The organism is Geothrix sp. PMB-07 (assembly GCF_030758935.1).
In the GTDB taxonomy this organism is placed as follows: Bacteria; Acidobacteriota; Holophagae; order Holophagales; family Holophagaceae; genus Geothrix.
Genome location: NZ_CP132333.1, coordinates 602,688 through 616,231, shown reverse-complemented (window position 1 = coordinate 616,231; position 13,544 = coordinate 602,688). Strand labels below are relative to the sequence as shown.

Sequence of the window (13,544 nt, the reverse complement as noted above, 5' to 3'; positions counted from 1 at the left end):
CGATCCATCACTTTGGGGATACCCCCAAAGGACACCCATGCCCTGCTGCCCCTTGCGACGTGCCTGCCTTGGTTTTCTGCTCGGTATCTCCGCATCCCTGCTACTGGCCCAGGCCCCCATGGAGCGGGCCTGGGTGTCCGCCTGGACGGCACCGCCTGACTCCGAAGGGCCGCCTCTCAAGCCCCAGACCATTCGTCAGATCCTCCGCCCCAGCATCGGCGGTTCAAGCCTGAGGATTCGACTCTCCAACCTGTTCGGGAAAGCGCCGCTCACCCTCGGCCCCGTACACGTGGCGGTGCCCGCTACGGGATCAGCCATCCAGCCAGGCAGTGATCTCGCCCTGCGTTTCGGCGGCAAGCCGACCGTGACCATCCCCGTGGGCGGCAGCGCCCTCAGCGACCCGGTTCCCATGAAGGTGGCCGCCTTGCAGGAGCTGGCCATCAGCCTGTACCTGCCCACCGAAGTTCCAGCCTCGACCATCCATGGCTTTGGAAACCGGACCGCCTACCTCTCACGCGGTGCCGATGCCACCGCCGCGGTGGCCTTCCCCCCGGGGGAGACCGATGACAGCCGCTACTTCCTTTCGGATGTCGAGGTGGCCGCTGTCCCGGGAGCCCAGACCCTGGTGGCCTTCGGCGATTCCATCACCGATGGCGTGGGCTCCAAGCTGGATGGCTACGGAAGATGGCCCGATGCGCTCGCGGCCAGGCTTCAAGACAGCCCGGCGACGGCCGCCATCGCCGTGGTCAATGCGGGCATCGCGGGAAATCGGATCCTCAATGATGGCGTCGATCCCTTCGTGGGCCCCAGCGGGCTGGCACGCTTCGACCGCGATGCCCTCGACAAGCCAGGGGCGCGCTGGGTCCTGCTGCTGAGCGGGAGCAATGACATCAGCGCCTCCGACATGCTGCCTTTGTCCAAGGATCAGGTATCGGCCCAGCAGATCATCGAGGGCATGAAGCGGCTCATCGCGCGCGCCCATGCCAAGGGCCTCAGGATCATGGGCGCCACCCTGCTGCCCAAGGCGGGAGTCAGGAAACCCTTTGTGCATACAGAAGCCGGCGCGGCCAAGCGCCGGGTGCTCAACGACTGGATCCGCAGCTCCGGCGCCTTCGACGCGATCGTCGATTTCGAGCAGGTGATGGGCGATCCCGCCCGCCCGGACCACCTCCTGCCCGCCTATGACAGCGGCGACCACCTGCATCCGAATGAGGCCGGATACCAGGCCATGGCGGCCCTGGTGTACCGACGCCTCTTTGTGGAAGCCTCCTCCGGGCCCCATTGAAGGTTCGAGCCCTGCGGATCTGGGGTGGGCCGAGCCTTGGCGGGGGCAGTTCGCGTGGAAGGCCGCGGCGCCTTGGCCCATCCTGAGGACAGCTCATCGAAAGGTTCCCCCTGCGAAGGATTCCCGCGCCTCTCCGGTTCCGCCTACCAGTGCAGCATCCGGCCCGCGGCCTGGCCGTGATCCGGGTCGCCGTGGCCCTGCTGCTGCTGTCCCACGCCGTCCACGCCCTGCTGCACCCCGAAGAAATCCGCGGCCTCGGCGACCTCCTCTCGGCCCGCCACCTGCCGATGGGACACGGCCTCGCCTGGAGTGTGGTGATCCTGCAGACCCTTTGTTCTCTGGCTCTGCTGGCCGGGCGGTTCATGCTCCCTGCCTGCCTGGGCCACCTCCTGGTGCTGGCCGTGGGCATCGGGCTGGTGCACGCACCCCGATGGTACGTGGTGGGTGGAGCCTCAGAGCCGGGACACCCCGGCGCCGAGTACAGCGCGCTGCTGATGGCCTGCCTGCTGGCCTTGCTGTGGGCCCAAGTGCGGCGGCCCCAGATCGGAGATGGAGAGATCCCTTCCCACCAGGGCCTTGATCTGGTGCGGATCGCCGCGGCAGCCGTGATCGCCGCGCACCCCTTGCATGGATTCGCCTATCCCGAGGGCCTGCCCGCCTTCGGCCAGTTCCTGCAGGGCCTGGGCTACCCCTTCGGCCACCAGCTGGTGTGGTTGATCCTGCTGATTCAGACCGCTTGTTCCCTGGCCCTGCTGGCCCGCCGTTTCGTGGTGCCAGCTTGCCTAGGGCACAGCTTCATCCTGGCCATGGGCATTCAGACCGTGCACGCCCCCCACTGGTTCGTGGTGGGGCCTGGAGAGAATGGGATGGAATTCAGCCTGCTGCTGATTGCCTGCTTCATCAGCGTGCTGCTGGCCCACTGGCCAAGGGAAGCCAAGGGAAGGTGACCGTTCAGAGCGTCCCTGAGCGCCGGTCAGAACATCGCGGCCAAGTTCCCTGCAAAGTCACAACTCGGCGGTAATCTGGGAGATTCACAAGGAGAACCCCATGGCCCAAGTCACCCTCAAGGGCAACCCCATCCACACCTCTGGCGATCTGCCAAAGGTGGGCGCAGCTGCGCCGGCCTACACCCTGGTACGCACGGACCTGTCTGAAGTCTCTGCCAAAGACCTCGCGGGCCAGCGCGTGGTGCTGAACATCTTCCCCAGCGTGGACACACCCACCTGCGCCGCGAGCGTGCGCAAGTTCAACGCCCGCGCCAACGAGAAGCCCAACACCACCGTGCTCTGCATCAGCGCCGACCTGCCCTTCGCCCAGAAGCGCTTTTGTGGCGCCGAAGGCCTGGACAACGTGGTGCCCGCCTCCAGCTTCCGTGCCGCCGACTTCGGCCAGTCCTACGGTGTGACCCTGGTGGATGGCCCCCTGAAGGGCCTGTTGGCCCGCGCCGTCGTGGTGGTCGACGAGAAGGGTGCGGTCGTTCACACGGAGCTCGTCCCCGAAATCGGAAACGAGCCCGATTACAATGCGGCCCTGGCTGTTCTGTAAAAACCTCGCCTTCAAACCACAACGAGCGGCCTTTCAGGGTCGCTCGTTGTGTACTGCGGTGCGATACGCCTCCCAGGCCCCCTGTCGGCCTAGCCGTCCTGGATCCCGCTCTTTTTGCGAATCCAGGAATCCATTTTCAAGAACACCTTTTCAAATCCTTTCAGCTTTTCCACGTCCGCTTCGAGCGGAGAACTGGAAGGGCTTCCGGAATCGTCGGCCTTCCCCGGCGGGGTCGGCTCCGGAAGCAGCGCCCGCTGGGCCGCCAGCTTCTCGACCTTGGGAATCGCCATCCCAAGCGAGATGTTGAGAAACGGGAGGTTGGCCTGGGGCGTGCAAAGCAGGAGCAGGGTTGCGCCTTTGATGGGGCGGACGATGATGCGTGCGCCGCGGTAGCGGAAATCGAGCATGGCGATGGGGCCCGTGGCGACCTCCAAGCCGTGGGCTCCGTTCAGGAGCATGTCGACGGCCTCAGCAAGCTGACTCGCATCGAATGCCGCGGGAAAAGCCTGGGCGAGAATCCGCCCTTCGGGGCCGTAAACCAGGCTCCCCACCATGCCGGGCAGCGTGTTCATTTGATCCAGGATCGTCTGCATGGGGCTCACCCTCCGCTTAGCGGGCCACGGCGAAGGCTTGCCGGATCTGAGCCTCCACAGCGCCCGCAGGGTGTTCCCCGCTGGCCAGAACGCAAAGGAGGTGGTGCTTCAATCCGAGCAGCAGCAGGTGGCGCGAGGCGCCTTCCACCACCGCGGACAACGTGTCCCCCGCCTGAAAGGCCGGGGACAACTGGGTACTCACCATGGCCAGAAAAGATCCCTGGCCGGCCAGGACCTCCCCTTCAAAACTCGCATCGCCGATCCTCTGGCCATCCATGGTCTGAAGCACGGCATACAGAACGCCCGGAACCCCCTTGACCTTCTCGATGATCTCACTGGCCTTCAGCGCCTTCTCCGGAGGACCCTCGGGAGCCTCTGGAAGGCGCTCGGTGTTGTGGCTGGCCCTGCGGAATTCCAGGATGCAGTTCACGTCCTGGAGGAGGCGTTTGCAGGGCTTCTGCAGGCTCGTGGCGGTGCTGGTCAAACCAGGAAGGAGCTTGACATAGCCCTGGGGCCAATCGAGAAGGTCGCACAGGGCCTCCTCGCCCGATCGACCGCCGAGCTCCGCATGAACCACCGCCCCGGCTCGAAAGAAGACCAAGCCTGTGGATTCCCCATCATGAAAGGAGAGGCACCCTGTGAATTGATGCTCGGAGTGGATTTGGATCAGATGGGCCAGTTCATGGCCACGCACCGCACTGCCAAAAGCCTCCCCCGGCCGCTCGGGCTGGTCTCTCAACGGCGCCATGACATGCCTCCGTGAAGGTTTTGAGGGGGGAAGGAGAAACATACACCGCGATCGCGTTTCCCGCCAAGGGAAACCCACGGGCCGCCGGCCTCAGTGAGGAGGCTTCAGCCGATGCGTTCCATCTTCCGCAGTTCGGGCACGCGCCAGGACGTGAAGAGCACCACCAGCAGCGTCATGCAGCCCCCGAAGACCACCGAAGGCACCAGGCCCAGCAGACGCGCGGCCAGGCCGCTTTCAAAGGCGCCGATCTCGTTGCTGGAGCCGATGAAGACCTGGTTCACGGAGGACACGCGGCCCAGCATGTGCTCAGGCGTGAGGGTCTGCAGCAGAGTGGCCCGCAGCACCACGCTCACGTTGTCCATGGCCCCGCTGGCCGCCAGCAGGAGCAGGCTCGCCACGAAGCTGCGGCTGAGGGCGAAGCCGATCATGGCCAGGCCAAAGCCTGCCACACAGAACAGCAGGGTGCGCCCCGCTTTGCGCAGGGGAGGCAGGTGCGCCATGGTGAGGCCCATGAGCACCGAGCCCACCGCCGGGGCGGCGCGCAGAGCACCAAGGCCGTGGGGGCCCGTCATCAGCACTTCCTTGGCGAAGACGGGCAGCACCGCCACCGCCCCGCCGAAGAGCACCGCGAACAGATCCAGACTGATGGCCCCCAACAGCAGCTTCTGGGAGAAGACAAAGCGCAATCCTTCTCCCAGGCTGGCGAAGATGGAGCCCTCTTGAGGGCGGATGGCCCGGGGCAGGTAGTGGATGGGCAGCAGCCCCAGAAACCCCGTCACCAGCAGCGCCAACACCAGGGCGTGGGCCGCCACCGGGCCCCGCCAGGCGTAGACGAGGCCACCGAGGGCGGGCCCCAGCACCATGCCGGAGTGGAACACCGACACGCGCCAGGTCGAACCGTTGGCGTAGAGTTCCTTGGGCAGCAGATCCGTCCCCAGGGCCAGGTTCGCCGGGCGGTAGAAAGCCCTGACAATGCCCGTGAGGAAGATGATCCCATAGATCGGCACCACGGCCTTGGCCGCCGCCCCGGTGGTGAAATGCCAGGTGAAACCCAGCAGAAGGGCGGAGCAAAACGCCAGCGCCAGCGTGGACCCCATGCAGAGACGCAGCCGGTTCACGCGATCAGCCACATGGCCGCCGAACAGGGCCACGCCGATGAAGGGCAAAGCTTCCGACAATCCCACCAAGCCCAGGGCCAAGGGATCGCCCGTGCGGACATACACCTGCCAGCCCACCACCAGGCCCTGCATCTGCAGGCCCAGCGTCACCAGGCCCATGGAAGCAATGAACCAGCGGTAGTCGGGGTTCCGCAGCACCGCATAGGGATCGTGCGGAGGTCCCCCAGCGTCGGTTGCCACGTCTACTCGTACCTCAGAGCGTCGATGACATCCAAATTCGCAGCCTTCAACGCCGGCAGGAAGCCGGCCACCACGCCCACAATGCCACTGAAGCCCAAGCCCAGCACCACGGCCCAGGTCTCGGTTACGGCGGGCACCTGGAACTTCTGCAGGATGGCGATGGCGGACATGGCGAAGGCCACCCCGATGATGCCGCCGAAGAAGGCCAGCACCACCGCTTCCACCAGGAACTGCCAAAGGATGTTCCGCTGGGTGGCGCCCAGAGCCCGGCGCACGCCGATCTCACGGGTGCGCTCGGTCACGCTCACCAGCATGATGTTGGAGATGCCGATGCCGCCCACCACCAGGGAGATGCTGGCAGCCACGGCGAGCAGCGCCGTGAGGATGCCCGCTTGCTGGGTCTGCATCTGCACGATGTCATCCTGCTTGCGGATCATGAACGGATTGTCATCCTTGGGGGCCACCTTCATGCGTTGGCGCAGCAGGGCCGTGATCTCAGTTTCCGCCAACTCCGCCTTGCCCTCCTGGGCACTGGCCATGATGCGCTGGATCTTGTCGCGGCCCATGATCTTCCGCATCACCGAGGTGTAGGGCGCCACGATGAGATCGTCCTGATCACCGAACATGCCCGCGCCCTTCTTCTCCAGCACACCCACCACCAGGAAGGGCAGCGCGCCCACACGCACGGTCTGACCCACCGGATCATCCCCATTGGGAAAGAGGTTGTCCTTCACGGTCTGCCCCAGCACGCATACCTTGGCCATGCCGCGCACTTCCGCGTCTGTGAAGAAACGCCCGCTCTCCACTTCCCAGCCCCGGATTTCCAGGAATTCAGGGCCCGTCCCCTGGATCTGGGTCACGTAGTTGAGGCCCTGGTAGATGACGGGCCGCGTCGTCTGCACCTGCTGCGTGGCGGTGACCACGCTGCTCTGGGCCAACTCCTGCTTGATGAGGGGAACATCGCTCTCCAGCAGGATGTCGGCGCTGCCCATGGCCATGGGGCCGAAGCGGTTGCCGCCGCTGCCCGGGAAAATGGTCAGCATGTTGGAACCCATATTCTGGATCAGGGCGATGGAGGCGCGCTTAGAGCCCTCGCCGATGCCGATCATGGCGATGACCGCCCCCACGCCGACGATGATGCCAAGCATGGTGAGGAAGGCCCGCATCTTGTTGCGGGTGATGGCAAATAGGGCCAGCTTCAGGAATTCCGTCGGAGACACGCTTCACCTCCGGCTTAACGCCGTCCGCCTGGCGTGCCACCCAGCGGAGCCGCAGCAGCGCCGCCAGCCTGCTTGGAATTGTCGACACCCACGAGCACCTGTATTCCCTCATTGAGCCCTTCGCCAGTCACTTCCGTGAACTGGCCATCGGAGATGCCCGCCTTGACCACGATGGCCTTCGGCTTGCCATTCTCCAGCACCCAGATGCGATCTTCCCGGCGGGCCACCATGCCGCCCTTGCTGCCCGTGCCGGCCTGCTGCGCACCACCGCCTGGACGCGGGCCGCCGCCCATCATGGCGGGTTGTCCCAGCCGCGGGCCGTCGGTCTTCTTCTCATCCTTGATGAAGGCCGCAGGGTTGAAGCGCAGGGCCGCGTTGGGCACTCGCAGGACATCCTTCACCTGATTGGTGCTGATGGTGACATTGGCCGTCATGCCCGACCGCAGGGCCAGATCACCCGTGAACTTGGGCCCGCCCAGTTGGCTGGCGCCGCCTGGAATGCGGGCAAGGGCGTTGCGGTCCCCAACCGGCGCCGAGGTGCTGGCCGGCATCGCCTGGACAGGCCGGCCACCGCCGAATCGGCCGCCACCCACAGCCATGCGCTCTTTGAATCGCTTGAGGAACTGCTCCTTCGTGACCCCCTGGGCCGTCATGCGATCCTTCATGCGCTCCCAGACCTTCTCGGGGTCCGGTGCGCCTTCGCGCTCGCCAGCCGCAGCGTTCGGGCGGGCTCCCTGCCCAGCGGCGGTCTTACCTCCGCCCTTCCAGCCCTCATGGTCCGCGCCCTTGGCCGTGTCATCCGCCCCCCCAAGGGGTTCGTTGGGTACGATCATCTCCACCACGTAGTTCACCACATTCTGGGTGGTGACCGGCTCCTGGCGGACCAGACTCACCGTGGCCCGGAACTGCTTGTCCGGCAGGCTGTCCACCGTGAAGAGGGCCCGCTGGCCCACCTTGACGTCGTCGATATCGGATTCGCCGATGTTCACCTGAACCTTCATCTGGGAAAGGTCCTGGGCGATCATGAACAGGTTGGGCGTGCTGAAACTGGCGGCCACGGTCTGGCCCACGTCGGCCAGACGGGAGATGACCACACCATCCACGGGCGCCGTGATGTCGCAGTAGCCTCGGTTGGCCTTGGCCCGCTCGAGGGAGGCCTTGGCGGATTCCAGATTGCCCTCGGCATTCTTGAGGGCCGTTTCCTTGGTTTCCAGATCCTGGTCCGCCAGCAGCTTCTCCTGGGAGAGTCGCTTGCTCCGCTGGTAGTCCGCCTTGGCAAAGGAATAGGCGGCCTCGGCTTTCAGCAGGCTGGCCTGGGCATCCTGAAGCTGCGTGTCCCACACCGTGGGATCGATCTGGGCAATGAGCTGCCCCTTCTTCACGATGCTGTTGTAGTCCACGTAGAGGGCCTGGATGACGCCGGAGACCTGGGTGCCCACGGCCACCTGCACCACGGGGCTCACCGCCCCCGTCGCATTGATGCGCTGGGTGATGTTGCCGCGGTCCAGCTTGCCCAGGCGCCACTTCACCTCATCCTTGGGCCGACTGAGGTAATAGGCGGTTCCGCCAGCCACCACGGCGATGCCGATTCCAAGACCAATCCAGGTGTTCCGCTTCATGGTGACAAGCTCCACGTGTCAAGGGGCCAGGTCGTACCCAACCTCTACCTTTGCTCAACCTTCGCATAACGATGTATAGACCGCCAGAAGAGCTTCCCGGTTGAAGCCTTTTTTGGGGTCAGCGGCCCAAACCGAGCCCTTCCACCAACGCCCGCCGGGCAAACCCGTCGACCAGAAAGGTCTGGAGGAAACCGCCAGCCAGCACCAGCACGGCGCAAACCAGCACCGTGGCACCCGCCAGGGGGGCGTGGACCGCCGGGCGGTCCGAGGCCAGGCGCTCGGCCTCGGCACTGGGGGCCTGAAGGAACAGGGCCACCAGGAAGCGCAGGTAGTAATAGGCCGAGACGAGGCTGGCCAGCACGCCCAGGATGGCCATGCCCACATGGCCCGTGGCTACGAGCTCACGGAAGATCATGTACTTGCCGTAGAACCCGCCCATGGGGGGGATGCCCGCCAGACTCAGCATGAAGATGACCGCGGCCACGCCCATGGCAGGCCGCTTCCAACCCAGACCCCGCAGGTCGTCGAAGGTCGTCTTCTCCCCCACCAGCCCGAAGGCCGTGAGCAAGCCAAAGGCCCCCATGTTCATGGCCAGGTAGATCACCAGGTAGAACAGCACGCCTGCGAAGGCGGCCGGGGTGCCCGCCACGAAGCCCAGCAGGAGGTAGCCCGCGTGGCTGATGCTGGAATAGGCCAGCATGCGCTTCACGTTGGTCTGCACCAGGGCCGTGAGGTTGCCGACCACCAGGGTCGCCACGGCCAGCACCGCCACCACGGCCTGCATCTTCACGCCCACGACGCCCAGGGGCGCCAGACTCGCGGGGAAGATGCGGAGGAGGGCGATGAAGGCCACGCCCTTGGTGGCCACGGACATGAACCCCGCGATGGGATGGGGAGACGCCTCATAGGCATCCGGCGTCCACTGGTGGAAAGGCACCGCGGAGACCTTGAAGAGGAAGCCCAGCAGCATCAGGGCCGCGCCCGCCAGCACCAGGGGGTCGGCGGCCAGCCCCTGCGCCTTGAGGGTGTAGGCCGCAGCAGCGAGGTCGAGGCTGCCGCTGAGTCCGTAGATCAGCACGCCGCCCATGAGGAAGCAGCTGGAGGCCACAGCGCCCGTGAGGAAATACTTCATGCCGCCTTCGGAGCTTTCCGAGCGGGCCCGAACCGTGCCCACCAGGGCATAAAGCGGGATGCTGAAGAGTTCCAGGGCCAGGAAGAGCACCACAAAATGGGACGTGGTGGCGAAGAGCATCAGGCCCGTGACCGAGAACAGCAGCAGGCAGAGGGTCTCGCCCTTCACCCAGCCTTCCTGGTGGAAGTGATCCCAGCTCTGGAGGATGGTCATGGCCGCGGCCACCAGCACGAAGATGCCCGTGAACTGGGCCAAACGATCCTGGCGCAGCTGGTAGAAGCTGGGCTGGGCGCCGGTCTGCCAGAGATCCGTCAAGTACCAGAAGCTGGCGCCCACGGCCAGCAGCGCCGTGCCGTACATGGCGCCCCGGATCCACTTGGTGGTTTCCTGATCCTTGTCGAGGGACATGATAGCGATCAGACAGGCCCCCAGGGCCGGAATGATCAGCGGCAGCATGGCCGCCCATTGACTGGGAGTGAGGCTCATCGGTGCACCTCCTGCACAGGGGCATGACCGGCGGGTTCGGCATGCCCTTCCTTGACTTCGGAGGCATGGGCTTCAGGTGCAGCGGCCTCGTGGCCCGCCGGCGCTTCATGCACGGCAGGCCTGAGGACGAAGGTGCGCGGCGCGGGCGCCTTGGCGTCCTGCAGGAGGGCCGTCACCGGCGTTTCGCTGATGGCCACGAAGGTCTTGGGATGGACGCCCATCCACACGATCAGCGCCACCAGGGGCAGCAGCACCGCGATCTCGCGGGCGTTCAGGTCGCCGTGCAGGTGATGGGTGCCGCTGTCCTCGTCCTTGTTCTCGGGGCCCCAGAAGACCCGCTTGAACATCCACAGCATGTAGACCGCGCCCAGCAGCACACCCGACGTGGCCAGGCAGGCGTAGAGGCGGCCCCAGCCAAAGCCGGAGAGGAAGGTGCCGTTGAGGATCCAGAACTCGCCCACGAAGCCGTTGGTCAGAGGCAGGCCGATGGAGCTGAGGGTGACGATGAGGAAGAAGGTGGTGAACACCGGCATCTTCACGGCCACGCCGCCGAAGTCGGCGATCATGCGCGTGTGGGCCCGGTCGTAGAGCATGCCCACCAGCAGGAAGAGTGCGCCGGTGCTGATGCCGTGGTTGAGCATCTGCAGCATGGCGCCCTGGGTGCCGATCACCGTGAAGGAAGCCAGGCCCAGCATCACGAAGCCCATGTGGCTCACGGAGGAATAGGCCACCAGCTTCTTGATGTCGCGCTGCACCATGGCCACCAGCGCGCCGTAGACGATGGCGATGACGCTGAGCACCGCGATGGGCTTGGCGTAGTGCATGGCGGCATTGGGGAACATGGGAATGGCGAAGCGCAGGAAGCCGTATCCGCCCAGCTTCAGCAGCACGCCGGCGAGAATGACCGAGCCCGCCGTGGGCGCCTGCACGTGGGCATCCGGCAACCATGTGTGCAGCGGGAAGAGCGGCACCTTGATGGCGAAGGCCACCGCGAAGGCGATGAAGAGCCAGCACTGGGCACTGAAGGGCAGCAGCGTGGCCGCCTGCCCCATGAGCGTGGGATTGAAGCCGCCCGCCTTGTTGGCCAGGTAGAGCAGCGCCACCAGCCAGAGCAGCGAACCGCTCAGGGTGTAGAGGAAGAACTTGTTGGCGGCGTAGCGCCTCTCGTCGCCGCCCCAGACCCCGATCATGAAATACATCGGGATGAGCATGGCTTCCCAGAACAGGTAGAAGAAGAAGAGGTCCCGGGCCATGAGGGCGCCCAGCATGCCCGTTTCCAGCATCAGGAACAGCGCCACGAAGGTGCCGATGCGATCCTTGATGCTGTTCCAGGTGCCCAGCAGGGTGAGGGGCACCAGGAAAGTGGTGAGGAGCACCAGCCAGAAGTTCAAGCCATCCACGGCCAGGGCGTAATCCACCGGCAGACCCACCAGGGTGAACCAGGGAGCGCGCTCCACCAGGGGGGCACCACCGTGACCCAGCAGCCAGGAAAGGCTGAGGATGAAGATGGCCAGCGCGCCCATGAAGCCGACCATGCGCGAGAGACGGCCCAGCGTGTGAGGCAGCGCCATGAGCAGGAAGCCCAGCAGCGCCGGTGCGAAGACCAGGAAGGTGAGGGGATGGGAGTTCAGCCAGGTCATCGCCCCACCTACTTCAGGAAGACATAGAGGAGGATCGCGGCCCCCAGCGCCATGCTCAGGGCGTAGTTGCGCACCCGGCCGGTCTGGAAGAGGGCGGTGAAATCCCCGAAGACCCGGGCCAGTGCGCCCGGCAGGTTCACCCCCACGCCATCGATGATGATCACGTCGAAGAGCTTCCACAGCACATTGCCGAACCAGCGGATGGGCCGCAGCAGGTAGAGCTCGACGCCCTCATCCACGTAGTACTTGTTCAGCAGCAGGTTGTGCAGGCCGGGGAATTTCTCGGCGAAGGCCAGCTCCGCGGCGGGGCCATTCTTGAAGGTCTTCCACCCCAGGAAGCCGAAGGCCAAGCCGAGGCTGGTGGAGATGATGGCCAGCAGCACCGCCGGGCCCTCGTGGTGGCCGTGGGCCGCGTGGGCCTGGCCGAAGGTCAGGGCGGGCTTCAGCCATTCACCCACGGCAAAGTGGCCGCCGAAAGCTTCAGGCACGCCCCAGAAACCCCAGAGCAGCGAACCCAGCGCAAGCACCATCAGCGGCAGCGTCATGGTCAGCGGACTTTCATGGGCGTGGTCGTAGGCGTGGTGATCGCGGGGTTCGCCCCAGAAGGTGAGAGCCATGAGGCGCCACATGTAGAAGCTGGTGCAGCAGGCGCCGATGACGCCGATCACCCACAGGGCCGGGGATTTCAGGAAGGCCAGGTATAGGATCTCGTCCTTGCTGAAAAAGCCCGAGGTGCCGGGGAAGCCCATGATGGCCACCGTGCCCGCCACCATGGTGATGAAGGTGATCTTCGTCTTGTTCTTCAGGCCGCCCATCTTGAAGAGGTCCTGCTCATGGTGCATGGCGTGGATCACGCTGCCGGCACCGAGGAAGAGGAGAGCCTTGAACCAGGCATGGGTGAACACATGGAAGAAGCCCGCGGCGAAGCCCGAGGCCCCCAGGCCCAGGAACATGTAGCCCAGCTGCGAGACGGTAGAGTAGGCCAGCACCTTCTTGATGTCGCGCTGCACCAGACCGATGGTGGCCGCAAAGAGGGCCGTGGCACCGCCCACCCAGGCCACCACGTCCATGGTGATGGGGGCCAGGGTGAAGATGGGTGCCAGGCGGCAGATCATGTAGATGCCGCTGGTCACCATGGTGGCTGCGTGGATGAGGGCGCTGACGGGGGTCGGGCCCGCCATGGCGTCCGGCAGCCAGAGGTAGAGAGGCAGCTGCGCGCTCTTGCCCGTGGCGCCCACGAAGAGCATGAGGGTGGCGAAGGTGAGGACGCCGAAACCCACCTCAGGCGCGAGATGCCCCGCCTGCGTGAGCATGTCGGCGACCGTCAAGGTGCCGAAGGCGGCGAAGAGCACCATCATGCCGATGGCCACGCCCAGGTCGCCCACGCGGTTGGTGAGGAAGGCCTTGAGGCCGGCATCGGGCGCGAAATCCGTTTCGTAGAAGTAGCCAATGAGCAGGTAGGAGCAGAGGCCCACGCCCTCCCAGCCCACGAACATCAGCACCAGGCTCGAGCCCAGCACCAGCGTGAGCATGAAGAAGACGAAGAGGTTCAGGTAGCAGAAGAAGCGGTAGTAGCCCTCGTCCTCATGCATGTAGCCCACGGAGTAGAGGTGGATGAGGAAGCCGATGCCCGTGATCACCAGCATCATGGTGCCGCTGAGGGGATCAATGGCCAGGCCGAAGGGCACGCTCAGCGAACCCGTGGCCATCCACTCGCCGTAGTTCAGCACCAGCCGGTGGTCCGGCATGCCCTTCATGGCGAAGAAGGCCGACACGGCCAGCAGCAGGGCACCGAAGACGACACCGAGGCCGACCACAGTGACCACACCCTTGCCCGCGCGCTTGCCCAGGAGGCCGTTGAAGAGTGATCCCAGCAGGGGGAGGATCGGAATGAGCCAGTAGTACTTGTTCATCGCAT

Annotated in this window: 11 protein-coding genes; 3 read left to right on the top strand and 8 right to left on the bottom strand. The window is 65.4% G+C overall.

Features of this window, described 5'->3' with window-relative positions; all coding sequences use genetic code 11:
• The first annotated feature begins 52 nt into the window (after positions 1 to 52).
• The 3 genes from Q9293_RS02740 to tpx all read left to right on the top strand — a co-directional run bounded on the left by Q9293_RS02740 (position 53) and on the right by tpx (position 2,830).
• Positions 53 to 1,285, top strand: coding sequence for an SGNH/GDSL hydrolase family protein (locus Q9293_RS02740; protein WP_306249797.1), 1,233 nt, complete (start codon positions 53 to 55; stop codon positions 1,283 to 1,285).
• Between the two features lie 149 nt (positions 1,286 to 1,434).
• Entirely contained in the window at positions 1,435 to 2,232 is a 798-nt protein-coding gene (locus tag Q9293_RS02735) for a DoxX family protein (protein ID WP_306249795.1), read from the top strand.
• A 100-nt stretch (positions 2,233 to 2,332) separates the two neighbouring features.
• A complete protein-coding gene (gene tpx / locus Q9293_RS02730) occupies positions 2,333 to 2,830 on the top strand; it encodes a thiol peroxidase (RefSeq protein ID WP_306249793.1) in 498 nt (165 codons plus the stop codon).
• An 89-nt stretch (positions 2,831 to 2,919) separates the two neighbouring features.
• Here the strand turns inward: tpx and Q9293_RS02725 are convergent, their stop codons facing one another.
• The 8 genes from Q9293_RS02725 to nuoL all read right to left on the bottom strand — a co-directional run bounded on the left by Q9293_RS02725 (position 2,920) and on the right by nuoL (position 13,539).
• Positions 2,920 to 3,423, bottom strand: a complete 504-nt coding sequence (locus Q9293_RS02725; RefSeq protein ID WP_306249791.1) for a roadblock/LC7 domain-containing protein — start codon at positions 3,421 to 3,423, stop codon at positions 2,920 to 2,922.
• A 16-nt stretch (positions 3,424 to 3,439) separates the two neighbouring features.
• The gene (locus Q9293_RS02720; protein WP_306249789.1) at positions 3,440 to 4,171 is read right to left on the bottom strand and encodes a DUF4388 domain-containing protein; all 732 of its coding nucleotides are present in this window, start codon (positions 4,169 to 4,171) and stop codon (positions 3,440 to 3,442) included.
• Between the two features lie 104 nt (positions 4,172 to 4,275).
• Complete coding sequence (locus Q9293_RS02715; RefSeq protein WP_306249787.1) at positions 4,276 to 5,529, bottom strand: MFS transporter; 1,254 nt, start codon at positions 5,527 to 5,529, stop codon at positions 4,276 to 4,278.
• A 2-nt stretch (positions 5,530 to 5,531) separates the two neighbouring features.
• On the bottom strand, positions 5,532 to 6,749 hold the full coding sequence (locus Q9293_RS02710; RefSeq protein ID WP_306249785.1) for an ABC transporter permease: 1,218 nt from the start codon (positions 6,747 to 6,749) through the stop codon (positions 5,532 to 5,534).
• 14 nt (positions 6,750 to 6,763) lie between these two features.
• Positions 6,764 to 8,368 (bottom strand): efflux RND transporter periplasmic adaptor subunit, encoded by a 1,605-nt coding sequence (locus Q9293_RS02705; RefSeq protein WP_306249784.1) that lies wholly within the window; start codon positions 8,366 to 8,368, stop codon positions 6,764 to 6,766.
• 118 nt (positions 8,369 to 8,486) lie between these two features.
• Positions 8,487 to 9,986: an NADH-quinone oxidoreductase subunit N gene (locus tag Q9293_RS02700; RefSeq protein WP_306249782.1), complete on the bottom strand. Its 1,500-nt coding sequence runs from the start codon at positions 9,984 to 9,986 to the stop codon at positions 8,487 to 8,489.
• Positions 9,983 to 11,626 carry a NuoM family protein gene (locus Q9293_RS02695; protein ID WP_306249780.1) on the bottom strand — a complete coding sequence of 548 codons (1,644 nt, stop codon included), beginning with the start codon at positions 11,624 to 11,626 and terminating at the stop codon, positions 9,983 to 9,985. The genes Q9293_RS02700 and Q9293_RS02695 overlap by 4 nt, the downstream gene beginning before the upstream one ends.
• An 8-nt stretch (positions 11,627 to 11,634) precedes the next feature.
• The gene (gene nuoL / locus Q9293_RS02690) at positions 11,635 to 13,539 is read right to left on the bottom strand and encodes an NADH-quinone oxidoreductase subunit L (protein WP_306249778.1); all 1,905 of its coding nucleotides are present in this window, start codon (positions 13,537 to 13,539) and stop codon (positions 11,635 to 11,637) included.
• Positions 13,540 to 13,544 lie beyond the last annotated feature (5 nt).

Bases quoted from the DNA above. Each gene is read 5' to 3' on its own strand.
- Q9293_RS02725 (WP_306249791.1), bottom strand. From the start codon at position 3,423: ATGCAGACGATCCTGGATCAAATGAACACGCTGCCCGGCATGGTGGGG.
- nuoL (WP_306249778.1), bottom strand. From the start codon at position 13,539: ATGAACAAGTACTACTGGCTCATTCCGATCCTCCCCCTGCTGGGATCA.
- Q9293_RS02700 (WP_306249782.1), bottom strand. From the start codon at position 9,986: ATGAGCCTCACTCCCAGTCAATGGGCGGCCATGCTGCCGCTGATCATT.
- tpx (WP_306249793.1), top strand. From the start codon at position 2,333: ATGGCCCAAGTCACCCTCAAGGGCAACCCCATCCACACCTCTGGCGAT.
- Q9293_RS02720 (WP_306249789.1), bottom strand. From the start codon at position 4,171: ATGGCGCCGTTGAGAGACCAGCCCGAGCGGCCGGGGGAGGCTTTTGGC.
- Q9293_RS02695 (WP_306249780.1), bottom strand. From the start codon at position 11,626: ATGACCTGGCTGAACTCCCATCCCCTCACCTTCCTGGTCTTCGCACCG.
- Q9293_RS02705 (WP_306249784.1), bottom strand. From the start codon at position 8,368: ATGAAGCGGAACACCTGGATTGGTCTTGGAATCGGCATCGCCGTGGTG.